24 protein-coding genes and 1 pseudogene are annotated in these 22,979 nt (G+C 36.0%); 23 read left to right on the top strand and 2 right to left on the bottom strand.

Annotation, left to right across the window (positions count from 1 at the left end):
* Positions 1–126 precede the first annotated feature (126 nt).
* The 15 genes from MKX45_RS11415 to MKX45_RS11345 all read left to right on the top strand — a co-directional run bounded on the left by MKX45_RS11415 (position 127) and on the right by MKX45_RS11345 (position 11,223).
* A complete protein-coding gene (locus MKX45_RS11415) occupies positions 127–831 on the top strand; it encodes a Rha family transcriptional regulator (RefSeq protein ID WP_340817236.1) in 705 nt (234 codons plus the stop codon).
* Between the two features lie 287 nt (positions 832–1,118).
* Entirely contained in the window at positions 1,119–1,295 is a 177-nt protein-coding gene (locus tag MKX45_RS11410; RefSeq protein ID WP_308859249.1) for a CopG family transcriptional regulator, read from the top strand.
* 355 nt (positions 1,296–1,650) lie between these two features.
* Positions 1,651–2,175, top strand: coding sequence for a hypothetical protein (locus tag MKX45_RS11405; protein WP_340817233.1), 525 nt, complete (start codon positions 1,651–1,653; stop codon positions 2,173–2,175).
* The gene (locus MKX45_RS11400; RefSeq protein WP_260141055.1) at positions 2,172–2,450 is read left to right on the top strand and encodes a hypothetical protein; all 279 of its coding nucleotides are present in this window, start codon (positions 2,172–2,174) and stop codon (positions 2,448–2,450) included. The genes MKX45_RS11405 and MKX45_RS11400 overlap by 4 nt, the downstream gene beginning before the upstream one ends.
* 41 nt (positions 2,451–2,491) lie before the next feature.
* Positions 2,492–2,731 carry a hypothetical protein gene (locus tag MKX45_RS11395; protein WP_128267797.1) on the top strand — a complete coding sequence of 80 codons (240 nt, stop codon included), beginning with the start codon at positions 2,492–2,494 and terminating at the stop codon, positions 2,729–2,731.
* Positions 2,728–2,982, top strand: coding sequence for a hypothetical protein (locus tag MKX45_RS11390; protein WP_128267798.1), 255 nt, complete (start codon positions 2,728–2,730; stop codon positions 2,980–2,982). The genes MKX45_RS11395 and MKX45_RS11390 overlap by 4 nt, the downstream gene beginning before the upstream one ends.
* Positions 2,979–3,290: a hypothetical protein gene (locus tag MKX45_RS11385; protein ID WP_340817230.1), complete on the top strand. Its 312-nt coding sequence runs from the start codon at positions 2,979–2,981 to the stop codon at positions 3,288–3,290. Before MKX45_RS11390 ends, MKX45_RS11385 begins: the two co-directional genes overlap by 4 nt.
* Positions 3,287–3,613 carry a hypothetical protein gene (locus tag MKX45_RS11380; RefSeq protein WP_081200176.1) on the top strand — a complete coding sequence of 109 codons (327 nt, stop codon included), beginning with the start codon at positions 3,287–3,289 and terminating at the stop codon, positions 3,611–3,613. The genes MKX45_RS11385 and MKX45_RS11380 overlap by 4 nt, the downstream gene beginning before the upstream one ends.
* 117 nt (positions 3,614–3,730) lie before the next feature.
* A complete protein-coding gene (locus tag MKX45_RS11375) occupies positions 3,731–4,525 on the top strand; it encodes a bifunctional DNA primase/polymerase (RefSeq protein ID WP_340817228.1) in 795 nt (264 codons plus the stop codon).
* Positions 4,526–4,535: 10 nt separating this feature from the next.
* The gene (locus MKX45_RS11370) at positions 4,536–6,170 is read left to right on the top strand and encodes a DNA primase family protein (protein ID WP_340817227.1); all 1,635 of its coding nucleotides are present in this window, start codon (positions 4,536–4,538) and stop codon (positions 6,168–6,170) included.
* A gap of 340 nt (positions 6,171–6,510) precedes the next feature.
* On the top strand, positions 6,511–7,752 hold the full coding sequence (locus tag MKX45_RS11365) for a phage major capsid protein (RefSeq protein WP_340817226.1): 1,242 nt from the start codon (positions 6,511–6,513) through the stop codon (positions 7,750–7,752).
* Positions 7,753–7,770: 18 nt separating this feature from the next.
* Positions 7,771–8,391, top strand: a complete 621-nt coding sequence (locus MKX45_RS11360) for a hypothetical protein (RefSeq protein ID WP_340817225.1) — start codon at positions 7,771–7,773, stop codon at positions 8,389–8,391.
* A 138-nt stretch (positions 8,392–8,529) separates the two neighbouring features.
* The gene (locus MKX45_RS11355; RefSeq protein WP_047206785.1) at positions 8,530–8,841 is read left to right on the top strand and encodes a sigma factor-like helix-turn-helix DNA-binding protein; all 312 of its coding nucleotides are present in this window, start codon (positions 8,530–8,532) and stop codon (positions 8,839–8,841) included.
* Positions 8,842–8,963: 122 nt separating this feature from the next.
* Positions 8,964–9,746: an alpha/beta hydrolase gene (locus MKX45_RS11350; protein ID WP_340817224.1), complete on the top strand. Its 783-nt coding sequence runs from the start codon at positions 8,964–8,966 to the stop codon at positions 9,744–9,746.
* A 655-nt stretch (positions 9,747–10,401) separates the two neighbouring features.
* The gene (locus MKX45_RS11345) at positions 10,402–11,223 is read left to right on the top strand and encodes a methyltransferase domain-containing protein (RefSeq protein WP_057720388.1); all 822 of its coding nucleotides are present in this window, start codon (positions 10,402–10,404) and stop codon (positions 11,221–11,223) included.
* 24 nt (positions 11,224–11,247) lie between these two features.
* On the opposite strand, the gene MKX45_RS11340 is transcribed toward MKX45_RS11345, so the two are convergent.
* Complete coding sequence (locus tag MKX45_RS11340) at positions 11,248–11,529, bottom strand: DUF3270 family protein (protein WP_038602178.1); 282 nt, start codon at positions 11,527–11,529, stop codon at positions 11,248–11,250.
* Positions 11,530–11,749: 220 nt separating this feature from the next.
* Here MKX45_RS11340 and MKX45_RS11335 point away from each other — a divergent pair, with 220 nt between their 5' ends.
* The 4 genes from MKX45_RS11335 to MKX45_RS11320 all read left to right on the top strand — a co-directional run bounded on the left by MKX45_RS11335 (position 11,750) and on the right by MKX45_RS11320 (position 16,826).
* Positions 11,750–12,673: a peptidase U32 family protein gene (locus MKX45_RS11335; protein ID WP_004254664.1), complete on the top strand. Its 924-nt coding sequence runs from the start codon at positions 11,750–11,752 to the stop codon at positions 12,671–12,673.
* A gap of 559 nt (positions 12,674–13,232) precedes the next feature.
* Complete coding sequence (locus MKX45_RS11330; RefSeq protein WP_021465949.1) at positions 13,233–14,525, top strand: peptidase U32 family protein; 1,293 nt, start codon at positions 13,233–13,235, stop codon at positions 14,523–14,525.
* Positions 14,526–14,722: 197 nt separating this feature from the next.
* On the top strand, positions 14,723–15,700 hold the full coding sequence (locus tag MKX45_RS11325; RefSeq protein WP_010906252.1) for a D-2-hydroxyacid dehydrogenase: 978 nt from the start codon (positions 14,723–14,725) through the stop codon (positions 15,698–15,700).
* On the top strand, positions 15,687–16,826 hold the full coding sequence (locus MKX45_RS11320; RefSeq protein WP_057720390.1) for a nicotinamide-nucleotide adenylyltransferase: 1,140 nt from the start codon (positions 15,687–15,689) through the stop codon (positions 16,824–16,826). Before MKX45_RS11325 ends, MKX45_RS11320 begins: the two co-directional genes overlap by 14 nt.
* Before the next feature lie 67 nt (positions 16,827–16,893).
* Here MKX45_RS11320 and mgrA read toward each other — a convergent pair whose 3' ends face one another.
* Positions 16,894–17,898 carry an L-glyceraldehyde 3-phosphate reductase gene (gene mgrA / locus MKX45_RS11315; protein WP_340817222.1) on the bottom strand — a complete coding sequence of 335 codons (1,005 nt, stop codon included), beginning with the start codon at positions 17,896–17,898 and terminating at the stop codon, positions 16,894–16,896.
* Between the two features lie 126 nt (positions 17,899–18,024).
* On the opposite strand from mgrA, the pseudogene MKX45_RS11310 reads away from it, so the two are divergent.
* The 4 genes and pseudogenes from MKX45_RS11310 to MKX45_RS11295 form a co-directional block, all read left to right on the top strand.
* A pseudogene (locus tag MKX45_RS11310) lies at positions 18,025–18,762 on the top strand (MurR/RpiR family transcriptional regulator); the annotation flags it as partial.
* Between the two features lie 278 nt (positions 18,763–19,040).
* A complete protein-coding gene (locus MKX45_RS11305) occupies positions 19,041–20,429 on the top strand; it encodes a glycoside-pentoside-hexuronide (GPH):cation symporter (protein WP_057720392.1) in 1,389 nt (462 codons plus the stop codon).
* Between the two features lie 129 nt (positions 20,430–20,558).
* Positions 20,559–21,578 carry a galactose-1-epimerase gene (gene galM, locus MKX45_RS11300; RefSeq protein ID WP_128267808.1) on the top strand — a complete coding sequence of 340 codons (1,020 nt, stop codon included), beginning with the start codon at positions 20,559–20,561 and terminating at the stop codon, positions 21,576–21,578.
* A 26-nt stretch (positions 21,579–21,604) separates the two neighbouring features.
* Positions 21,605–22,804: a galactokinase gene (locus tag MKX45_RS11295; protein WP_010906249.1), complete on the top strand. Its 1,200-nt coding sequence runs from the start codon at positions 21,605–21,607 to the stop codon at positions 22,802–22,804.
* Positions 22,805–22,979 lie beyond the last annotated feature (175 nt).

Genomic DNA, 22,979 nt, shown 5'->3' with positions numbered 1-22,979 from the left:
TAACGAACGTACACAAGGTATTCACGTCCTTGTAAGTATCTTTGCTGATTCCACAGCCTACGCATGGCTCTAAACTGCTGACCTAACAGACCGCAATGTCTTTAAACTACGTAGAAATGAGGATAAATGACCCCATTAGTATTATTTGACAGCCTAGACTTGTCTAAAGCAAATAATGAAGATTTTTATACGACTACCGAGATTATTGCTGAACAGACAGATATTATCTATGATTCAGTTTCTCGATTGGTTCGTAAATATAAAAAGAAACTTGAAGAAATAGCACCGCTGACATGGCACTTTGAAAGTTCCATGAAGAAAGGTTCACGCGGATTTGAAATCCGTGTAAACAACCGAGGAAACGCAAGAAAAGTTTATCATCTCAACGAACAACAAACTTTATTCTTTATTCCATTATTAGGAAATACACCAGCAGTTGTGCAATTCAAATTTGATTTAGCTGCTGCTTTTATAGCTATGAGAAATGAGTTACAAGCTCGCAAGATTGCAAGAGCAGTCGAGAAACCAAAAGGTGTTAATCTTCATCAAGCTATTTCTGAGTGGGAACACTTTCCACGTCATGGTAATACATGGCACACCATTATTAGAAGTTTGCTTGCTACTACTGTGACAGGACTAACTAAAAAGCAGATACAAGCTAGAGATACAGACTGGCGAAAAGAAAAAACGCTCCTAGACCTCTTAAATTCAGAGGAAATGGAACGTTACAAAATGCTTGAAAGTATCGTAATAGCAATGATTGAAGCTGGTTCTGATTATGAGCCTATCAAAACAGCTATTAAAGCCACAATGACAACAAAAAAGCCGTAACTGATCCCCATCAAAACGACTTTAAATATTAAGTAAGGCAAGCCTTTCGTGGCTTTGCTTTACTCCATTCTAACAAAAATTATCAGCAAAATCAAAGCTGATTGACCTTTGAAAACTGAATAAGAGTGAACTTCTTGAAAAATGATTTATTTTTAATTTGTGGTGCAATAATTCTTGACATATATAATTAGTGGTGTTATAATTATATATGTAAGGTTAATCAAGGGTTACGGCTTAGGCAAATGAGTACTGATTAACTTGCAATTTTAGTAAGAAAGGTGCAGGATTTGACTGAGGAAGAAAAAAGACGTGTAGGGCGACCTACCAACGACCCAAAAGAAACAAGGATGTCTGTAAGTTTTAATGCTGAACAGGCAAAACTAATCAGCGATTATTCCCGAGAAAAAGGGATAACTAAAGCTGAAGCAGTACGTCATGGCGTAAACAAATTAAAAGTAAAATAAAAAACTACTAAACTTCTCCCCGACCAAAGTTTGAAGTTAAGTAGTCCGCACCGAGAGTTTCACTCGATAAATAAATTATATCAAGAAGTGAACTCTTTTTCAACACGCATTTTTTAAGGCGCGAGAAATGGAGTTTTTTTGTACCATTTTTCGCCCGATTTATAGAATTGGAGCTAACAATTGAATAAAATAATCGACGTAATTTACCCCACTCACGGCATACGCACAGGCGCACAAGTGCAGTTTGACCCAATCGCTCATACTTGGACGGTTTGGACGAAACAAGGCTTAGAACGCACGTTTAAAAACGTAACTTCATACGCTAGATACATGACGAAAGGTTAAGGGGTAAAGCATGAAATTCAAAACATTTAATTTAAGAGCTTACCGTCGCAAAGACGAAACTATACTTTCATTTGATATCAAAGGTGGACGGATACCAACAAGCAGAATCCTTTATATTAAAAAAGGCAACCCTTTTAAGATGAAAATTTCTCATGAAATTGCTGAAAAGTACCGCATTAAGCAAGAAATTAAACAAACAGAATATAAGGGGTTCGTTACAGAGGGCGTCGCGCAATTAGCTGACATCATAGAGAAAAAGATTATCTTGATGGACTATCACACCGCAAATAAAAAAAATTGGCAAGACTGGATGCGCATTTTTGCTTATGAATACCTTTATGACGTAGCTTTTAACCGTGGTATTCGCCATGAAAGACAACGTAGGAAATCAAAAGAAACAGTTCTATCAGCCTTTGATATTATCAGTTCCGAAGATGTTTCAGAGCTTTCTCATGAGCTAGGAATAAATGAAGACAGACTGACTTATGCAGTGCTGGAAGTTATCTCTAAACGTAAAAACGGAGGCACTCCATGAATGAAGACACACTAACAACCCTTGTGGCTCGTGGTTTAGTTGATTCTGTGATTACAGATTTTAACCAGTATGCAAATAAGCTGTTAGAACTAAAAAAAGAGCGAAAATTGCCTTATATTTCTAGGCAAGAAGTTATAAAAGAAATGGATATATCAGACGGCACACTTGATACTTGGGAAGATAAAGGATTGAATCGCTATAAACCAAGATACAAAACTTCACTTATTTACTATTTAATCGATGATATATGTAAGTTCATCATCATAGATACTTAGCAACTTGTCAGGCAAGGCAAATTTATTAAAGGATTGAGAAAATGACAAATATTATTAGAGCTTGTCCCTATGTGGCTGGTATTGATAGCGTAGGCATGCAAAACTTAAAAGCCTATCACACGGAGCTGACAGACAAGCAAATCGAAAAAATAGACCCATTGAATGCAAACACAGGCACAGTTGATTATAGCTTTAAAGTTAGTAAATACAAGCACGGTGTCCGATTTGAGGGCGAAAAAGAGGGCGGAGAAATCAGCTTATTTGATGAGGTAGCGAGATGATAGAACACCACCAAGGTTATACGGCTATAAAACGGTACGGACGGAATAGTTTTAGACCGATAGGCAAACACCCATTTAAGATGATTCACAACGCACGAGCGGTCAAATATGACTTGATACAGCAGTTTGAAGCGAGTACAGGCATAATTTTACCAAGTGGAGTAAAGAAAGCCTTATGCAGGCAAGTAAGCCCAGTTTTGGGAAAAGAGCTTGCTGTTATCAAATTACAGATAAAGGAAAATAGAAAATGACATTAAAAAATTTGAGTGATGATGAACAACAAGCACTTTCTGAATTTATGGAGAGTGGCAAAGCTTACGAAATGCTGAAAACTCAACCAGATACTGAAATAAAAGCCATTACAATTGAAGCCTTATACAAAGGCGAAGATTTACTCGCAGTTACACCACAGTTTGATGAAATATCAAATCTTGAAGCAGTCAGTATCTTACTTAATGTATTGGTAGCTGATGCAAGACAAAGCACAGACATAGAGAATTTTATCAAGACCATTATTTCTATATGGGGAACTTATGACGAAGCGGAGGGGAAATCATGAAATTAAGAGAACTACAAAAGCTTGATCAAAACATTATTAAAATGCTGGCAGACCATAAGGGGATTGATAGAGCAATCAGAGGCGAAGTATTGGCTCAATCCTTGAATATTGATTTGAGAACCCTACAAAGTCGTATTTCTAGCTTACAAAAGAAACGTTGTGCCATTGGTACGATTGACGGATTAGGCTATTTTATCCCAACTGATGAAGCTGAACGCACGGCGGGAATCACTAAAAAAGAAGAAATGGGCTTTTCGATTCATGATGCTGTTTCAGGCTATAGGCGTGCAGATTTGGAATGGCTTGATAAGATGATTGATTAGGAGGACTGACATAGTGAATTGTTATTTATGCGGTAAACCACTAAAAGAAAATGAAGTCATTCCCTATCAAGAGCGACAAATTTGTGATGAATGCGAGTATCGATTGGAGGTTGATGATTGACACCAAAAGAACAAGCCCTAAACTGTATTAGTCGTGGCTTTTCTGTTATCGCTGGTTATCCAGCAGGTAAAAGCGAGAGAGCTGTTATAAAAGGAACTTCAAGCGGAACTCTTGACGAAATCACAGTGAGTGAATGGTTTGATGAAATACCAAACCGCAACATTATGATTAATCTTAGAAACAGCGGTTTGATTTGCATTGACTTAGACCAACACCAAAACGGACAGAATGGCAGAGCTGTATTCAGTCGCTTGTGGAATGAACACAGCGAGGGCGAAATATTAAGTACCTATGTTGAAAAGACACCCACAGGCAACGGCTTGCACGTTTTCTTTAAAGTTCCGAAAGAGCTATTTAATCAGCCGATTGTCAGTGAACTAGCGGACGGCGTAGAGATAAAAACACACTTCACACCCATATATCCGAGCAAACGTACAGACGGCGATTATATGCCTTTGAATGATACAGAAACTAACGAGCCTTTAACTTTCGATAGTCTTTGCGATTGTCCTGACTGGTTACTTGAAATGATACAGCGACCACAAAAAAGACAGAACACAACGCTAGGCAGTCGAACTTATGGCGCTGAAATGTGGGAACTATTCAACCAAGGCGCAAGAAAAGGGAATCGAAACAATGACACGAACCGTATTCTCCACTACTGGAGAAAGATTGGCATTGATAACAATAGTTGCATGGACTTATTGCGAACCTTTAACAATCGAACCAGTCCGCCCTTACCTGATGACGAGCTGGCGACCATTTGGAAAAGTGTATTCAAGATGAGATAGAAAGGAACTCATGGCTGACCAATTAGATAAACTTGTGGCAGAAACGCCACAGGGAAACGTAAGAAGTCCCAAACCTCAAATAGAGGACTTCACGGAATATGGCGAGGGCGGAATAAAAAGCGTAAGTATTACAGCTTATAGCGAAGCCGTCCTTGATTGGATTGAGCAAGAAAAAGAAATCATTAATAACCCTGATTATGTCAAAGCACATACTCAAACGCTTAAAGCCGTTAGAAAACTATTCTTTGAACACCGTAACTTATTTTTAAGTACACCTAAAGAGGACGGCAAGTCACCGAAATCATTAACTCCTTTAGAGACAGCAAGAATCATTTATAAAACGCTCAAAGTCATCAAACTAGACCACCAAAGCGGACTGTTAGGCGTTTATAACCCTGAACTAGGGATATATGAAACAAATGAAAACTTCTTTCATCGGCTCATTTACTGGCTAGAGCCGTCATACAGTCAGGCACGGTCAAAAGAAGTCTTGTTCAAACTTGAAACCTTAGCAGAGGTTAAACAACAAACCGCAGAAGCTCATCTTATCCCAGTTGCGAACGGTATTTTCAATAAGAAAACACAACAATTAGAGCCATTTAGTCCTAAGTACGTATTTACCTCAACGATTGCTACAAAGTACAATGCCAAGGCAAAAGTACCTCATATTAACGGCTGGAACGTAGACGACTGGTTAATTGATTTAATGAGTGGAGATAAAGAGCTTGTTAGCCTTTTATGGCAGATTATTTCCGCAAGTACCAACGGCAACTATTCCTATCGTAAAGGCGTGTGGCTCGTCGGTAAAGGAAATGACGGAAAAGGGACTTTTCAGAGCCTCATCATGAACTTAATCGGACGTGAGAACGTCGCAAGTGTCAAAGCTGAACAGTTTTCTGAACGGTTCGCCCTTTCTCAAGTAGTGGGTAAAACATGTATTATCGGAGATGACAGCCAAGTCAGTTACTTAGACAATGCAGGGAACTATTTCAGCGTGGTTACTGGCGACCCAGTACCGATTGAAGCGAAAGGAAAGCAACCAACTTTGGCAGTATTTAACAAGCTAGTTATTCAATCGACTAATTTCTTACCTAAGTTCAGAAACAAGTCAAACGGAACGTACAGACGGTTGCTTATTGTTCCCTTTAACAAGTCTTTCACGGCAGATAATGACAACTGGAAAATCAAAGATGATTATATTAAACGCAAAGACGTTTTAGAGTACGTGCTTAAAATCGCTTTATCGCTTAACTTTGAGAAGTTTGACGAACCAAAAGCCACACAAGGGCTGTTAGATGACTTTAAAATCTCTAATGACAATGTATTGGCCTTTGTAAATGATATGTTTGAGGAGTTCGTCAGCGACTTCTTACCCTCTATATTTTTAAGTAGTTTATACCGTGCATGGTGCGATACTGAGGGCGTAAAACCGTTCACTAAGCGAGAGTTTGAACTTAAATTACCTGATTATATTAAAGAAGAATGGGAAAAAACAAGCAGACGACCGAGTGGTGCAGGTTTTAATCGAGCTGTAGATTTGCACCGAGCGAATGAATCGGAACTGTTTAGACGTTTATTTCATTGGGATGATGACAAGCATAAAAGCATGACCAAAGGTTATTTACGTAAGAAAACGAGAAAATGACACCGATGTACGGTAACACTGAAACCGCAGTGGTATCGGCTTAAATAGCTCAACAACAACGATTATAGCCAATTGAAACCGTGGTACCGTATTTTTCCTACTTCGCTAGGAATTTATCAGAGGAAATAAAAACATGAAAAAAGCACGATGTCCGACAAAATGAATTTACTGATTTGAATTAGAAGAATAAGAAAGGAGTAAAAATGCGAGCAAGGTCTCCAACAAAATCAGTTGTTTTAACTCATTTATAAAAAGCGCAATTAACGTAATGAAATACAGGCCTTATCTGTAGTTTCGATAAATTGGTATCTTTACCAATAGAAAATAAGGAATCAATACAATGAATCAAACACTAAATACACTCAATGAGCTGTGGATTGAAGCAGGCGAAAAAGTAGAAAATTATAATGATAAAATCAATCAAATGCTCAAAAATGAAAACTTTTCAGCTCAAACCTTAAGAGATTTAACCGCAAAGAGAGATCATGCACAAGCCCGTTGTGATGCACTTAGAAATCAAGTCGTCGAAGCACAATCGACGCAAGTTGCTCATCTTCGCTCAAGCGGACAACTTCCCTTAGGAAATGGAGAAAACCAAACCGATCAATCTTTCATTTCAGATTTCAAAGCCTTAATGAGAGGCGATTCTAAAATCACAAATCTAGTCACTTCCTCTAAAGATGAATCAGGCGAAGCGGCTGGTTTAACCATTCCACAAGATCTAAGAACTTCCATTAATGTTTTAAAGCGTCAGTATGATGTGATGGAGCAATATGTCAACGTTGAAAATGTGACTACAGCGTCAGGTTCACGAGTTTATGAGAAATGGACAAATATTACCCCACTCACAAAACTAGATAGCGAAGATGAAATCATTGGAGCCAATGATGATCCCAATCTTAAGCTTGTTAAATATCAAATTGGGCGCTATGGAGGAATCACAACAGCGACCAACTCCCTACTTAAAGATAGTGCCGAAAACATTATGTCATGGTTGACGGGTTGGATTGCTAAGAAAGTCGTCGTTTCTCGTAATAAAGAAATCATCTCACTCATGCAAGCAGCCCCTAAAAAACCAGCGCTCTCTACTTTTGATGATATTATCACTATGATTAATACGGCAGTCGATCCAGCAATTAAAGCAACTTCTATTTTAATTACCAACACGAGCGGACTCAATCAACTTACTTTAGTTAAAGATGCGCTAGGGAATTATTTGTTACAACCTGACCCCGTTCAACCTGATCGCTATTTAATCAAAGGAAAACGAGTGGTTGAAATCAGTGATCATTGGCTTCCAAGTGGTGGAGAAGCAAGCAGTCCGCTTTATCCGCTCTATTATGGAGACTTTAAACAAGCCATGACTTTATTTGACCGTGAAAATATGTCACTACTTCCAACCAATATTGGAGGGGGTGCCTTTGAAACGGATACGACTAAAATTCGTGTGATTGACCGCTTTGATGTTCAGCTTACGGATACAGAAGCCTTTGTGTCTGGTTCGTTTACAGCGATCTCAGATCAAAAGGGAAACATTCATACTGCAGCTACACCTACACCTACACCTACAACTACCAACTAATCATAAGGAGAAATAATAATGGACATTCGTCATATTGAAGAAAAAACAAAAGAATTAAAAGCACAATCAATTCCTCTGGTTCAAGCCGTTGAAAAAACCCAAGCCTTAGTCAATGAGTTAAGCACAAAACTTGAGAATATGAAAGTAGATAAACAACAGCCAGATATTGATGCGACTCTTGCACAAATGGCTAAAGAACGAGATGCTCGTGTTTTACTTGATGAACTGACGGAACATCTTACCAAGCAAAAAGAATCACTTCATCAATTTTGGAATAATGAAGAAACCAATTATGCCATTAAAACTGAGGCTAATCGCTCACAAGAATATTTGAGCCCAACAGAATCTCAATTAATTGAGGGATTAATTGATAATACTTTAAAACGAAAATTAAAAGCTTATGGTAAAGAAGTGGAAGAAGCTCGAAATAAAGCCATTGAGATTGTGGATTATCTGAAAGAAAACAATTATGATCAATCCGTTGGTAATGCTCTCCATCCGTTAGTTGAAGCCAAAAACTTTTATTACTTTAGAATGGCTCAGTTGATTAGTTCTACATTTCAACATGAATTGATGGAGTATTTGCTTGAGGAGGGGCTGATTACAAACTATCCTGGCTATTATACCCCACGCCGATAAGTAGGGGAGGCACTTAAATAGAGCCTTTAATATGGTATAATAGAACTATCATAAGTCCCAGAGATGGGCAGTGGTATAATAGTACAGGAAAGTATCTCTAATTGTGGAGGTACTTTTTTGTTTAAGAGGGATGACATGATGAATGAAGTTAAATTCAATATTAGGCTTTATTTTACGGGCGGGATGAAACGCTTAACGGATAGGATAGACAGCACAGACAACCTCACACCACAGCGCATTGTATTGAATACAATGACAGAGCTGTTTGATTCATTGAGTGAGGATGAGATAGAGATGATCAGGCTTAGATACATGAAAGGCTTAACACTATCAGAAGTCGCAAGTCGTTACTCGATAAGTGAACGTACTGTTAGAAATCATACCAACCCAATCATTAAGCAAGTAAAAGAAATTATATCTAAAGCTAAAGTTTTAAATAAGGAACCTTAGTAATAGAAACTTATATCAAAAAAATGTATGATAATAACATTAACAAATAGGAGGAACTAAAAATAAAAATAAAAACAAAAACAAAGACAAAGACAAAGACAAAGACAAAGACTATTATTGTAATGACAGTGATTTTCCTCTTTTCACTAATAATATTTTATAAATCTACAAAAAACACAGCCGAACAAAAAGTAAATAGCACACAAGTTCCACTTATTTTAATACCAGGTACCAATGGGGACGGAGATCAATTTGATAATTTTATGAACATGATAACGAAGAAGATTGGGAAGAGAGACATTCTAAAAATTAATGTTAAGACTGACGGCACTACAGAATGGACATCTTCTTTAACCAAAAAATCTATTGCTCCTTTTATTGTAATAAGCTTTTCCGATAGTTCCGAAAAAGGGGTAGAGAAACAGGCAGAATGGACTGATATAGCTATGAAAAAAGCTCATCAGCTCTATTCTTTCAATTCTTATAATGCATTGGGGTATTCAAATGGAGGGTTAGTCTGGACAATCTACTTGGAAAAAATGACACAGAAGTCAACATCACAAATGAAAAACCTTATCACATTGGGTACACCATATAATTATCTTGATTCAAATGCCAACCCTTATCCCAATAGTTCTTCGTTAACCGAAACAGATATGTTAAGACGCATGATAAACAAAAAAGGGAAAATCCCTCATAGCTTGCGAATGATCTCAATTGCAGGAAACTATAAGAATAACGGCGATGGGGTTGTACCTCTCACTAGTGCACTTTCAAGTAGTAAAATATATAAGAATCAAGCCAAAAGTTATGATGAAAAGATTTTTTATGGGATTAATGCAAGTCATGGAAAATTAATTGAGAATGATCAAATTATTGACTATATCTCAAATAAAATATACTAACCCTCCCCCCGTATATTTTTACAGGGAAAGCACACACATAGGTATCGTCTTGCGTGAAAACCCAATTTTGAAAATTTTTATATAGGGGGGGTCAAAACACTAAAACATTGATTTAATCACGTTTATAGGCAAAAAAAGGGAAAAACACTTCCCTTTCTTGCCTTTTTTTACGTCGTTTTAGCACTAATAATCGTTGGTAGCATGTCTCACAAAGCAACTTACCTTATTTTTCTCATTTTTGGTGTATAACTTTTGGGGGTCAATTATGCTTGTTATTCCTATGGTTGAGCGATTTAGTCTCATAAAAAAACTTTTGAAAATTGGTCTGTGGCATAAGATGAGACCTATGTGTGTGGTTTCCCTAGTATAAGTATAGGGGGGAGGGTATTCATTTTTTAATAATTTTTTTACGCTTTTATACAAAAAGTCAGCAAAATTAAAAGCCGTATATCGTGGATATACAGCCCCTTGCCTGACAAAAATTTGTTCATTTTTTTAACGCTTTTTACTACGTTCGTATTTTTTTACGCTTTTTACTACGTTTAAAAACATGTATATTGTGGTCTAATGGGTCGTGTTTTTAGTGCATAATTGTATAAAACGTGTATTTTATCCTCTATTTGGCTCTAATGGGGAGCTGTGATAAAATAGAACTATGTTAAAAAAAATTGAAAAAGCTTATTTATTTTTAGAAGAAAATGTGGAAATGTTGAGATGTCCAATTTGTCATGGAAAATTTCAATTGGCAGCCTATGCCTTAAAATGTGAAAATAATCATACTTATAATTTAAACAAGAAAGGTTATGTTAGTTTTTTACAAACAAAAGCTGACACAGAGCATTATACGCGTAAAATGTTTGAACCACGTAGACGCCTAATTCAAGCAGGGATGTATCAAAATTTACTGACAGAAATTCAAAAATCATTTGTCAGTGGAAATTTACTTGATGTTGGAACAGGTGAAGGTTCATTTTTAGAACTCCTAGAGGGTGCGGGCGCGAAGTTTGCTTTTGATATTGCTAAAGATGGAATTGAAATGGCAACCGAATTAGATACGAAAAGTTTTCTGTCCTTAGCTGATTTAACTAATCTCCCTTTTGCTGACGAAAGTCTGTCAGTAATTTTGAATATTTTTACGCCTTCAAATTATGCAGAATTTCATCGAGTTCTGACAGAAAATGGCCGGGTCATTAAAATTATTCCTGACAGAAATTATTTACGTGAGTTGCGAGAAGTTTATCAACTTCCAGTTGATTATGATAATCAAGCAGTTATTGAGCATTTTAAAGAAGAATTTCCTAAGAATACTCAACAAACAATTGATTATACTTTTGAAATTCCAGAAAATTTGCGTCAAGATTTCTTATTGATGAGTCCATTAGAATGGTCAGTTTCTGAGGAAAGAAAAAAATTTGCAAAGGAAAATCCGCCAAAAACAGCGAGAATTCATGTGCAAATTTTAATTGGAATAAAATAAAAAAAACTGTCTATTAGGCAGTTTTTATTTCATCATAAATTTAATCGCTTTAGCAATTCCTTTTTTCACGGAAATATAAAGAGCAAGCGAGAGAACAATAGAAACTGGAATAGCAATCCAGCTTGCCAATAAACTCACCAAAATGTAAGTAGTAAAAACAAGAAAAATTGAGAAAACAGCAATATTAGTGAAGAAGCTTAATTCTTCAATTCTTTTGTTGACTTGTCTTTGCTCAAAACTTTTACTTTCGTTATAATCGACATATTCTTGCTTCTCATAAAAATCTTTTAAATTCTTTAATTCCATAATTTTCTAGCACTTTCCTATATTATGTAATCAATTATAGTATAAAAAGCACAGGTTTACGTTACCCAGAATTTAAATGTATTACCATTTAGGTTAGTTTGGGTTAAAATAAAATTAACCTATACTTTTTTATGAATAAATATCATTTTGAGTAGTAAATTTTAGTAAGAGGATGAATTAGAAAAAACGTGTAAGAGAACAATATGATATAATTATCACTATGATTACTATTACTTCTACGGCAGAAAGCCTAGAGCAAGCTAAAGCATTGCTCGAAGCTGGAGTCGACCGTTTATACATTGGTGAAAAAAATTATGGTTTACGCGTACCAACTGCCTTAACCAACGAAGAGATTCAAAAAATTACAGAACTTGCACATGATGCAGGAAAGACAGTGACTGTCGCGGTCAATGCTCTGATGCATACAGAGATGATGGCAAAAATAAAAGATTTTTTAGATTTCTTAGTTGAAATTAAAGCTGACCGAATTGCAGTAGGCGATGCGGGTGTGATTTTTGTTTTGCAACGTGATAAATATGAGTTACCATTTACTTATGATGCCTCAACCATGGTTGCTTCTGCCCGCCAAGTTAATTTTTGGGCCAAACAAGGGGCAATTGAAGCTGTTCTTGCACGTGAATTGCCAAAAGAAGAACTTGCTGATATGACCGATGAACTAGCTGTACCAGGCGAAATTTTAGTTTATGGTGCAACAGTGATTCATCATAGCAAACGTCCATTGGTGCAAAACTATTATAATTTCATCAAGACTGAGGAAAAAGGCAAAGACAGAGAAAGAAATCTTTTTGTCTCTGAACCTAAGAAAGTTGATACACATTATTCAATCTTTGAAGATAATCACGGGACGCATATTTTTGCTAATGATGATTTAGATATGATGACAGAACTTTCAGATTTAGTAGCAATGGGTTATGACCATTGGAAATTGGATGGAATTTTTACTCGTGGTGAAGATTTTGTAGCGATAAGCAAACTTTTTGTAGAAGCTAAAAAGCTGATTGAAGCAGGCGAATTTACAGAACTTAAGGCTTTCCAACTAGATGAAGAAATCCGAAAAATACATCCAGCAGGACGGACATTATCACACGGTTTCTATGATTTGGACAAAGATGCCATTAAATAAAAAAAGGAAAGAAGTTGTTAATTTACTGACAGCTTTTTTTTGATGAAAAACTATTGTCAAAGGTTCGTAAATCATTTATAAATAATTTTAAAGAAAATTCATAAAACTTTTAATTAACTCTTGAGGAGAGAAAATAATGATTAAATTTCAAAATATTTTTTTCCGGTGCTAATACTGATTGTCTGGCTCATTATTTTTTTCTTTAACCCAGGAACAAGAGAAAAAATAATTTTGACGCTCATATTGATTATTGGGGCACTTATTCTTTTCGTTATAAATGATATGAGAAAATCAGGAAAATAAAGTTGAAATAGAGGATTTACTGACAGAAATGTAAAAAGCTTTATCAATAATTCTGTCAGTAAAAATGAGAGATAAGCAACATAATGTCAAAGAACTTTGTCACATTTGAAGGTTTAAATTTGGCAAGAAATCCTGTAAAATAAAGAAACAAAGAAGTTTTGGCTCGCAAATTTACTGACAATAAATTTGACTAAGATTTTTTCTTTTTGGAGCCTTTTCAAAATACTTACAATCTTGAAAATTGGAGAATTGAAACATGTCAATTACAAAAACACGTCCAGAGGTGCTTGCACCAGCAGGAACACTCGAAAAACTAAAAGTCGCTATTGATTATGGCGCAGACGCAGTATATATTGGTGGACAAGCCTATGGCTTACGTTCACGCGCAGGTAATTTTACTTTTGAAGAAATGGCTGAAGGGGTCGCTTATGCAAGTGCCCACAACGCTAAAGTTTATGTAGCAGCCAATATGGTGACACATGAAGGGAATGAAAAAGGGGCGGGCGAATGGTTCCGTACATTACGTGATTTAGGAATTTCAGCGGTTATCGTTTCTGACCCTGCTTTGATTGCCATCTGCGCTGCTGAAGCACCAGGTTTGGCCATTCACTTGTCAACACAAGCGTCTGCTACTAACTATGAAACCTTAGAATTCTGGAAAAATTTAGGACTTGAACGCGTAGTTTTAGCGCGTGAAGTTTCTGTAGAAGAGTTAAGAGAAATTCGTCAACATACTGATGTTGAAATTGAAGCTTTTGTTCACGGAGCCATGTGTATTTCATACTCAGGACGTTGTGTCTTGTCAAATTATATGAGTATGCGTGATGCTAATCGCGGTGGATGTTCACAATCTTGCCGTTGGAAATATGATTTATATGATATGCCATTTGCTGGCGAGAGAAAATCGATTACCGGTGAAGTCACTGAAGAATTTTCAATGTCAGCCGTTGATATGTCAATGATTGAACATATTCCTGATATGATTGAAAATGGAGTTAATTCGCTCAAAATCGAAGGAAGAATGAAATCAATTCACTACGTTTCAACAGTTTCTAACGTTTATAAAGCAGCTATTGATGCCTATTTGGAATCACCAGAACGTTTTGAAGAAATAAAACCAGCCTTAGTTGATGAATTATGGAAAGTAGCTCAACGTGAATTAGATACTGGCTTTTATTATGGAACGCCTGATGAAAATAAACAACTCTTTGGGGCTCGTCGTAAAATTCCTGAGTACAAGTTCGTCGGAGAAGTTGTTGACTTTGATGCTGAAACAATGGTAGCTACAATTCGTCAAAGAAATGTTATTACAGAAGGTGACCAAATTGAATTTTATGGCCCAGGATTCCGCCACGTGGAAACAGTGGTCAAAAATCTTCGTTTGGCAGAAACAGATGAACATATTGACCGTGCACCAAACCCAATGACCCTTTTACATATTGATGTTCCTTTTGCGGTTAAAGCAGGGGATATGATTCGTAAAAATGGCTCAGGTTTGATTAATCTTTATGATAAAAAAACAGGTCTTGCTAAAACAGTACGAGCTTAATAAAAATAAAAAGAGAATTTTTGCTGAAATTCTCTTTTATATCATTTTAGGACTGATAATTTCAGAATTGTCAAACTTCTATTTTTTATAAAATTAAGGCAAAGTGCTATAATCAAAGAAAGAAGATAAAGAAAACAAGGCTTGACTTTATTCTCTTTAAGTAGTCTTTAAAATTCATTTTATACAAAGGAGTCCCAATGATAAAAGCAATTGCCTTAGAAAATGTTTGGTTAAATTTTTCAGATGAAACAAAAGCGGCTTTCAAGAAAAATAAAGCTTACCAGTTTCAATTTAAAAAAGAAGAAGAGCTGACAGAATCAGATTTTCTGGAAACAGAAGTATTAGTTGGTCTGCCAAAGCCTGATTTATTAGCAAAATATAAAAATTTAAAATGGCTCCAACTTTTATCAGCTGGAACCAATGGTTATACTCAAGGAGCAAATTTTCCTCAAGAGGTAGTTTTGACAAATGCAACAGGAACTTATGGACTTACGATTTCTGAGCATTTACTAACAATGGCTTTCGTTCTTCTAAGAAAATTTGACCTTTATCAAAAACAACAAGAAAAAGAAATCTGGGAAAATATTGGTCAGATTCAATCTATTTATGGCTCAACAGTATTGGTTCATGGTTTAGGTGATATTGGAAGTCACTTTGCACAAAAGATTCAAGCTTTGGGAGGTCATGTCATTGCAGTCAAACGAACTGTTTATGGTGATGAAGAATTTGCTGATGAAGTCTATGCCGAAACTGACCTAGACAAAGTTTTACCGAGAGCTGATATTATTGCTTCAAGTGTCCCTGGGACCCATGAAACTTATAAATTATTTAATCAAGAAAAATTTGATTTAATGAAAGAAAATGCTATTTTCCTAAATGTTGGTCGGGGAACAAATGTCGATTTAGAAGCCTTGTGTGATGCTCTTGAGTCTAAAAAAATTGCTGGGGCAGGAATTGACGTGACCGACCCAGAACCATTGCCTAAAGGTCACCGGGCTTGGCATACAGAAAGACTATTAATCACTCCTCATGCTTCGGGCGGTTATACTCTTCCTGAAACATGGCGTCGCTTTATGAAAATATTGGAAAAAAATCTCGATGCCTATGCAAATGGTAAGGAATTGACGAATATTGTTGATATGAAAACAGGATATAAACGAAATGCTCACAAATAATATTTCAAAATCAAAATTAAGTGGAAAAAATATCGGTATTTATTTTGGAACTTTTGCTCCTCTGCATACGGGGCATCAGCAACAAATCTATAAATGTGCAAGTTTGAATGACGGGGTCTTGCTTGTCGTTTCCGGTTATGATAATGACCGTGGTGCCCAAATTGGCCTACCTCTTGAGAAACGATTTCGTTATTTGCGTGAAGCTTTTAATGATGAAGAAAATATTAAAGTTTCGATGCTTAATGAAAATGATTTACCAGAAATGCCTAATGGTTGGGACGAATGGGCAAATCGTTTATTTGAATTGATTCATCATAATACATTGGAGAGAGATTTATCAGTCACTTTTTATGTCGGCGAATTAGAATACGCAGTAGAATTGAAGAAACGATTTCCAGCTGACGGGAATCAATATGCTGTTGAAATTGCTGACAGACATGATATTTCACTATCAGCTACACAAATTAGAGAAAATCCGCAAGAACACTGGACTCACATTAATCGCGTCTTTAGAAGACATTTTTCGAAAATTGTAACCGTCATGGGTTCAGCTTCAACAGGTAAATCAACCCTTGTTCGCCGTTTGGCACGTTCCATTAATGCCCCGTTTTCAGAAGAATACGCTAGAGAATATGAAGAAGCTTTTAATATTGATGATGATGAGTTGAAAATGGATGACTATGCTCGAATGATTACAGGTCAATATGATGCAAATTCTCGCGAAGTCAATTCTCCTGCTAACCAAGGAATTGTCTTTTTAGATACTGATGCCATTGTGACCAGAGTGTACGCTAAATTATACTTACCTAGAGAAGATTTCGAGCAGCTTGAACCTCTATTCAAGAAAACAATTGCAGATGAACGAATGGATTTAATTTTAGTCATTCCACCAATTACAGAATATATTGATGACGGCTTTCGTCATATGGAATGGGAAGAATCACGTCATGAATTCCATGAAGAATTGATGCGTCAATTAGCTGAGTTTGGTTTAATGGATAAAGTTGTTATTTTAGATGACGAAGGAGATCACCGTGATCAGGAAGGATATTTAACACGTTATCATCATGCAATTGATGCTGTTCACGAATATACTGGTGTAAAAATTGACCGATTGAGCTATTAATTTTACTGACAGCTTTATTTAGAAAATAAAAAGTTACTGACAGATTTGTCAGTAACTTTTTTGTTCTTTATAAGAGCTTTTCAATCTTAATTAATTCTTCGTCAGTAAATTTCAAATGTTCTAAAGCTGCCACATTTTCAATGATTTGTTGCGGACGGCTTGCGCCAATTAAAGCAGAAGTGATGCCTTGAACCTTGTCATCTCTTTCTCGTAAAACCCAGGCCAAGGCCATTTGAGCTAAAGATTGTCCACGACTTTGAGCCAAATCATTAAGCGCTTGGACTTGTTCCAATCTTTCTTTCGTAAGACTGTCATCATGCAAAGTTGCATAATGAGGGTCACGCATTCGCGAATCTTCAGGAATACCATGTAAATATTTTCCGGTTAAGAGTCCTTGGTACAAAGGTTTAAAGGCGATTGTTCCTATCCCCGCCTCCGTCAAAGTTTCTTGCAAATCATCTTCAATCCATCGATCTAGCATTGAATAACGAGGTTGATGAATCAAGAGTTTAAAGCCTAACTTTTCAGCCGCTAAGACCGCAGCTTCGGTTTCTTTGGCGGAATAATTGGACAAACCTACATAAAGTGCTTTTCCGCTATCCAGAGCGCTTTTTAAAGCCCCCATTGTTTCTTCAATCGGTGTATTTGGGTCAGGACGATGTGAATAAAAAATATCAACATAGTCAAGTCCCAAGCGTTCCAAAGATTGATCAAGACTAGCCAGCAAACTTTTTTTACTGCCCCAGTTTCCATAGGGGCCAGGCCACATTAGATAACCAGCTTTAGTTGAGATAATTAACTCATCACGCAGTTTTTGGAAATCGTCTTTCAAAATACGACCAAAATTACGTTCTGCCGAACCGGGTTTTGGTACATAATTATTGGCCAAATCAAAATGAGTAATTCCTAAATCAAATGCCGTATGAATCATGTCTCTCGCATTTTCAAAATTATCTACCGAACCAAAATTATGCCAGAGTCCTAATGAAAGAGCAGGCAATAATAAACCAGATTTTCCAGCTGGACGATAAATCATATGGTTATAACGAGTGGGATTGGGAATATAAGTCATCACTTTCTCCTTAAAAATAGAAATATAAAACGATTTCAGGGAATTATAGCAAATGTAAGCGTCAAATGTTATAATTTTAGGATAGAAAACATTTTTTGATAACAACAAGCGAATCAATGGAGTAAAAATATGTCCAATTTAACCAATGCTGAATCCTATACTTGGCAAATTATTCAAGAAAACTATGAGAAAATTCCACAATTATCAATTTCAGAATTGGCAGAATTGGCTCATGTTTCTCTCTCAACTGTCAATCGAACAGTAAGAAAAAAAGGTTTTGAAGGTTATGGTGAATTTAGATATTCGATTCGTGAGAAAAAACTTCCTGAAATCAATGGTTTTTCCAAAGAAGTCTTGGGGGCTATTGCTAAAAATCAAGAAGAACTTTTGAAAACAATAGAAAATATCTCTGCTGAAGAAATTGAAAAAGCTGTGGAGTTGATTCAAGAATCAGAGGAAATCTTAATTTTTTCACGAGGCTTATCAACAAACGTTGCTGACGAACTGATGAAAAAGTTGCAACTTTTCCGTAAGCCCGTCAGTTTGCATGATGATTCAAAATACATGGCTTACTATGCCCGTTTTGTTAATGAAAAAAGCCTAATCATCGTTTTATCACTTTCAGGAGAAACAGTAGAAATTTTAAATGCTCTAAATATTGCCAAAGGACAAAATCCCAAAATATTATCCTTAACTGTTAATGCTAATACCAGTCTGACCAATCTTTCGGATATAAGTTTGATTGGATACAAGAGTAGTCTTGAGGTGAATTATTTTGATTTAGATGTTCATAGTAGACTCTCATTATCCATTTTATCAAGAGTTCTAATTGATGCTTACTCCATTTATACTTTAAAACAATAATGCTTCGATATCAAGTCATATCGAGCTTTTTTTTATAAAAAGAGCAAAATAGAAAGGGTTTCCAAAAGATAAGCTGAAATTGGAAACCCTTTCTTAAATCAAAGTGTTATACTCTAAATGTGAGCGATTTCAAAATGAAATTGAAGACTGTTTCGCTTTTAAAAACTTATCCAAAATAAAAGTTTTCCCAACCAAGGATTACTCGTTTCAAAAGGCAAAACAGTAGCTTTGTAGATTTACTTATGAATTAAGTAGATTTAGTATAAAGGAGGATCCCCATGAAAGAGGGAAAAATGAAACAACGTTTATCGTACGCTTTTGGCGCATTAGGACATGATGTTTACTATTATTCAATTAGTACATTCTTCATCGCCTTTGTAACGGCACAAATGTTTGCTGGCACACCACATGAGGATGCGATGATTGCTTTAGTCACTGGTTTAGTCGTTATTATTCGTTTAATCGAAATTATTTTTGACCCAATCATTGGTTCAATTATTGATAATACCCACACAAGATGGGGAAAATTTAAACCTTGGTTGGTTGTTGGTGGGATTATGTCATCTTTGATGATTATGCTCATGTTTTCAGACTTCTTCGGACTAGCAAAAAGTGATAATCGTACATTATTTGCCATTGTCTTCATCATTGCCTTTATTATTCTTGACGCCTTTTATTCATTCAAAGACATTGCCTTCTGGTCAATGATTCCAGCGCTATCAGAAAAAAATTCTGAACGTGAAACACTTGGAACTTTCGCCCGTTTTGGCTCAGCAATTGGTGCGCAAGGGGCAACTATTTTAGCGATTCCAATCACAATTTTCTTTACTAAAGGTGGACATGCTCAAGGAGCAAGAGGATTCTTTGCTTTTGGTGTTATTGCCGCTTTGGTCCAAGGAATTTCGGCTTTGGTAACCGCTTGGGGAACTAAAGAACAAAAATCAGTTATTCGTCAAGAAGGAACCAAAACAAATACATTGGATGTATTTAAAGCGCTCCTAAAAAATGACCAATTAATGTGGTTGTCACTTTCATATATTTTATTTGCCATTGCTTATGTGGCAACAACAGCAACTTTGATTTTGAACTTTACTTTTGTTATTGGAAATGCTAGTCTTTATTCAATTACAGGAATTGTCGGATTCATTGGTTCAATCATTCTCGTTCCAATGTTTCCGATTTTAGCTAAAAAATTTGGACGACGCAAAGTTTTGACTGGAGCAATCATTTCAATGCTTCTTGGTTATCTCTTGTTCGTTTTAGGAAGTTCGGTAGCAATGACTGTTGCTGGATTAATCTTCTTAACTGCGCCATATCAACTTGTTTTCTTGTCAGTATTAATGACAATTACTGACTCGGTAGAATATGGTCAATGGAAAAATGGAGTACGTAATGAAGCCGTAACGCTTGCCATGCGTCCATTGCTTGATAAAATTGCCGGTGCTTTCTCAAATGGTATCTATGGATTTGTGGCAATTTCAGCAGGAATGACAGGTTCAAAATATATCTCTGGTCACACTTACGGTGTGGCAACATTTAAACTCTACTCATTTGTAGTTCCAGCCATTTTGATGATTATCGCTTTAGCAATTTATTTATTCAAAGTTAAATTGACTGAAAAACGTCACGAAGAAATTGTTGCAGAACTCGAAGAACGTTTAAAATAGGTAAATAATTTACTGACAGCTTTTGTAAGATAGAAAATAAAAAGATGAAATTCGTTTAAAAGGTCATCAGTAAATCTGTCAGTAGAATTTTTAAAATTTGATTAAAGGTCATTATAGTTAGGAAATATCATGGAAATTAAAATAAGAGATTTTGGCTTAGGAAGTGACTTAATTAGTCTAACCAATAAAGCAGGTGTCACAATTTCTTTTACAAATCTCGGCGCTCGGATTGTTGACTGGCAAAAAGATGGAAAGCATCTGATTCTAGGCTTTGATTCAGCTAAAGAATATTTAGAAAAAGATGCCTATCCTGGTGCAACAGTTGGACCCACAGCAGGAAGAATTAAGGATGGTTTGGTCAAAATTTCTGGAAAAGATTATATCTTAAATCAAAATGAAGGCCCTCAAACCTTACATGGTGGGGAAGAAAGTATTCATACTAAACTTTGGACATATGAAGTTACCGATTTAGGAGCTGAAGTTCAAGTCAAATTTTCCTTAGTTTCTAATGACGGAACAAATGGTTATCCTGGTAAAATAGAAATGTCAGTAACTCACTCTTTTGATGATGACAATAAGTGGAAAATTCATTATGAGGCCATTTCTGATAAAGACACTGTGTTTAATCCAACTGGGCATGTCTATTTTAATTTGAATGGTGATGCTAGTGAATCTGTTGAAAATCATGGACTTCGACTGGCCGCTTCAAGATTTGTTCCTTTAAAAGACCAAACAGAAATTGTTCGTGGTGATATCGTTGATATAAAAAATACAGACTTGGATTTCCGTCAGGAAAAACAATTATCAAATGCCCTCAATTCTAATATGGAACAAGTTCAATTAGTTAAAGGAATTGACCATCCTTTCTTGTTAGACCAGTTAGGACTTGATAAAGAACAAGCTCGTTTAACGCTTGATGATACTTCAATTTCAGTCTTTACTGACCAACCAAGTATTGTGATATTTACAGCAAATTTTGGTGATTTAGGAACTCTTTATCATGGGAAAAAGCAGGTGCACCATGGTGGAATTACTTTTGAATGTCAAGTTTCACCTGGGTCTGAGCAAATTCCGGAGCTTGGAGATATCAGCCTAAAAGCGGGAGAAAAATATCAAGCAACCACAATTTATAGCTTGCATATAAAATAAAGAAATAAATTTATAGGAGAGAAGAAATGTCTATAGTTGTAGAAAATAGTACTGTATTATCAGCATTAACAGAAAAATTTGCAGAAGTTTTTGGAGATACAAAAGAAGTTGAATACTTTTTTAGCCCAGGACGAATTAATTTGATTGGTGAACATACCGATTACAATGGGGGATATGTTTTCCCAGCATCAATCACAATTGGAACAACAGGACTAGCTCGTCTGAGAGAAGATAAAAAAGTCAAACTTTACTCAGAAAATTTTCCTAAATTAGGCGTCATTGAATTTGATTTAGATGAAGTTGAAAAGAAAGATGGTGAGCTTTGGTCTAATTATGTTAAAGGAATGATTGTCATGCTTAAAGGAGCAGGATATGAAATTGACAAAGGTTTTGAATTGTTGATAAAAGGAGAAATTCCTACAGCATCTGGCCTTTCATCATCAGCATCACTTGAGCTTTTAGTCGGCGTTGTTTTGGATGATTTATTTAACTTAAATGTTCCACGTCTTGAATTGGTTCAATTAGGACAAAAAACAGAAAATGATTATATTGGTGTTAATTCTGGAATTTTAGACCAATTCGCTATTGGTTTTGGTGAAGTCAAAAAAGCAATCCTATTGGACTGTAACACTCTAAAATATGAGATGGTTCCTGTTGAACTTCGTGATTATGATATTGTTATCATGAATACTAACAAACCGCGGGCTTTGACAGAATCAAAATACAACGAACGTTTTGCTGAAACACGTGAAGCGCTCAAAAGAATGCAAACGAGATTGGACATTCAATCACTTGGAGAATTATCAAATGAAGAATTTGATGCCAATACTGATTTGATTGGGGATGAAACATTAATTAAACGTGCACGTCATGCCGTTTATGAAAATAATCGAACTAAAATTGCTCAAAAAGCATTTGTTGCAGGTAATTTGACAAAATTTGGAGAACTTCTTAATGCTTCACATGCTTCTTTGAAAGATGATTATGAAGTCACAGGACTTGAACTTGATACCTTAGCAGAAACTGCTCAAAAACAAGCCGGTGTCTTGGGGGCCAGAATGACTGGAGCCGGATTTGGCGGTTGTGCAATCGCTCTTGTTGCTCATGACAATGTTTCAGCCTTTGAAAAAGCCGTCGGCCAAGTTTACGAAGAAGTTGTCGGTTATCCAGCAAGCTTTTACGTCGCTCAAATTGGTTCTGGTTCAACAAAGTTGGATGTTGAATAAATCAAATAATATTAAAAAATTTTTATGAGTGATTTAAGTGAGTTAACATTAAATTAGTGATAGCACAAATTCAAGCACTCAAAACTAAGTGCTTGAATTTTGTATTCATTTCCAAAACTCACTAATCAAGACAAAGCAAGAACTTTACTTACAGAAGTAAATTAGAAAGTATTTT

This window comes from Lactococcus sp. FSL W8-0209, assembly GCF_038006585.1.
Taxonomy (GTDB): Bacteria; Bacillota; Bacilli; order Lactobacillales; family Streptococcaceae; genus Lactococcus; species Lactococcus lactis.
This window is presented reverse-complemented; position numbering and strand designations above follow the sequence as displayed.

Coding starts and splice junctions, on each gene's coding strand:
- MKX45_RS11415 (WP_340817236.1), top strand. CDS start 127: ATGACCCCATTAGTATTATTTGACAGCCTAGACTTGTCTAAAGCAAAT.
- MKX45_RS11405 (WP_340817233.1), top strand. CDS start 1,651: ATGAAATTCAAAACATTTAATTTAAGAGCTTACCGTCGCAAAGACGAA.
- MKX45_RS11400 (WP_260141055.1), top strand. CDS start 2,172: ATGAATGAAGACACACTAACAACCCTTGTGGCTCGTGGTTTAGTTGAT.
- MKX45_RS11395 (WP_128267797.1), top strand. CDS start 2,492: ATGACAAATATTATTAGAGCTTGTCCCTATGTGGCTGGTATTGATAGC.
- MKX45_RS11390 (WP_128267798.1), top strand. CDS start 2,728: ATGATAGAACACCACCAAGGTTATACGGCTATAAAACGGTACGGACGG.
- MKX45_RS11385 (WP_340817230.1), top strand. CDS start 2,979: ATGACATTAAAAAATTTGAGTGATGATGAACAACAAGCACTTTCTGAA.
- MKX45_RS11380 (WP_081200176.1), top strand. CDS start 3,287: ATGAAATTAAGAGAACTACAAAAGCTTGATCAAAACATTATTAAAATG.
- MKX45_RS11370 (WP_340817227.1), top strand. CDS start 4,536: ATGGCTGACCAATTAGATAAACTTGTGGCAGAAACGCCACAGGGAAAC.
- MKX45_RS11365 (WP_340817226.1), top strand. CDS start 6,511: ATGAATCAAACACTAAATACACTCAATGAGCTGTGGATTGAAGCAGGC.
- MKX45_RS11360 (WP_340817225.1), top strand. CDS start 7,771: ATGGACATTCGTCATATTGAAGAAAAAACAAAAGAATTAAAAGCACAA.
- MKX45_RS11355 (WP_047206785.1), top strand. CDS start 8,530: ATGAATGAAGTTAAATTCAATATTAGGCTTTATTTTACGGGCGGGATG.
- MKX45_RS11350 (WP_340817224.1), top strand. CDS start 8,964: ATGACAGTGATTTTCCTCTTTTCACTAATAATATTTTATAAATCTACA.
- MKX45_RS11345 (WP_057720388.1), top strand. CDS start 10,402: ATGTTAAAAAAAATTGAAAAAGCTTATTTATTTTTAGAAGAAAATGTG.
- MKX45_RS11340 (WP_038602178.1), bottom strand. CDS start 11,529: ATGGAATTAAAGAATTTAAAAGATTTTTATGAGAAGCAAGAATATGTC.
- MKX45_RS11335 (WP_004254664.1), top strand. CDS start 11,750: ATGATTACTATTACTTCTACGGCAGAAAGCCTAGAGCAAGCTAAAGCA.
- MKX45_RS11330 (WP_021465949.1), top strand. CDS start 13,233: ATGTCAATTACAAAAACACGTCCAGAGGTGCTTGCACCAGCAGGAACA.
- MKX45_RS11325 (WP_010906252.1), top strand. CDS start 14,723: ATGATAAAAGCAATTGCCTTAGAAAATGTTTGGTTAAATTTTTCAGAT.
- MKX45_RS11320 (WP_057720390.1), top strand. CDS start 15,687: ATGCTCACAAATAATATTTCAAAATCAAAATTAAGTGGAAAAAATATC.
- mgrA (WP_340817222.1), bottom strand. CDS start 17,898: ATGACTTATATTCCCAATCCCACTCGTTATAACCATATGATTTATCGT.
- MKX45_RS11305 (WP_057720392.1), top strand. CDS start 19,041: ATGAAAGAGGGAAAAATGAAACAACGTTTATCGTACGCTTTTGGCGCA.
- galM (WP_128267808.1), top strand. CDS start 20,559: ATGGAAATTAAAATAAGAGATTTTGGCTTAGGAAGTGACTTAATTAGT.
- MKX45_RS11295 (WP_010906249.1), top strand. CDS start 21,605: ATGTCTATAGTTGTAGAAAATAGTACTGTATTATCAGCATTAACAGAA.